Raw genomic sequence first — 574 nt, 5'->3', positions numbered from 1 at the left:
CCAACGCAAAGAGATTGATAAGAAAAATAGAAAAATTGTGTTGCTTCAAAAACGAACGCTAAACGTCCAAAAAGAGATGATTCACGTATTGGGTGAGGCGATTGAAAGTCGCTCTGGAGAAACTGGCCAACATGTAAAACGTGTCGCTAAACTGTCTCGTCGTTTGGCTCAACTTTGCGGATTGACGCATCGTGAAGTGGAAATGATTGAAATCATTAGCCCTATGCACGATGTCGGTAAAATCTCCGTGCCAGAATCGATTCTCGATAAGCCTGGCGCATTGACAAGTTCAGAGCGTGAAATCATGAAGCAACATACCATTAAAGGTTATGAGTTGCTGAACATGAAAGAGGGCGACATCACCAAATTAGCAGCGGTGGTTGCCCACGAACACCATGAAAAATGGGACGGTACGGGTTATCCAAATAATCTAAAAGGTGAGGAAATTCATCTCTTCGCACGCATCGTCGCAATTGCTGATGTATTTGACGCATTATTAACAGAGCGTTGCTACAAACGGGCTTGGACAATTAATGAAGTCGTCGATTGGTTTAAGTTGGAACAAGGCAAACAC

The 574-nt window shown here is 43.2% G+C and carries 1 protein-coding gene; it reads left to right on the top strand.

Features of this window, described 5'->3' with window-relative positions; translation table 11 throughout:
- Positions 1 to 574: HD-GYP domain-containing protein (locus R7R24_RS29085; RefSeq protein ID WP_318120508.1), on the top strand; the 574-nt coding region annotated here is incomplete at both ends.

The organism is Vibrio sp. 704, assembly GCF_033339295.1.
This window is presented reverse-complemented; position numbering and strand designations above follow the sequence as displayed.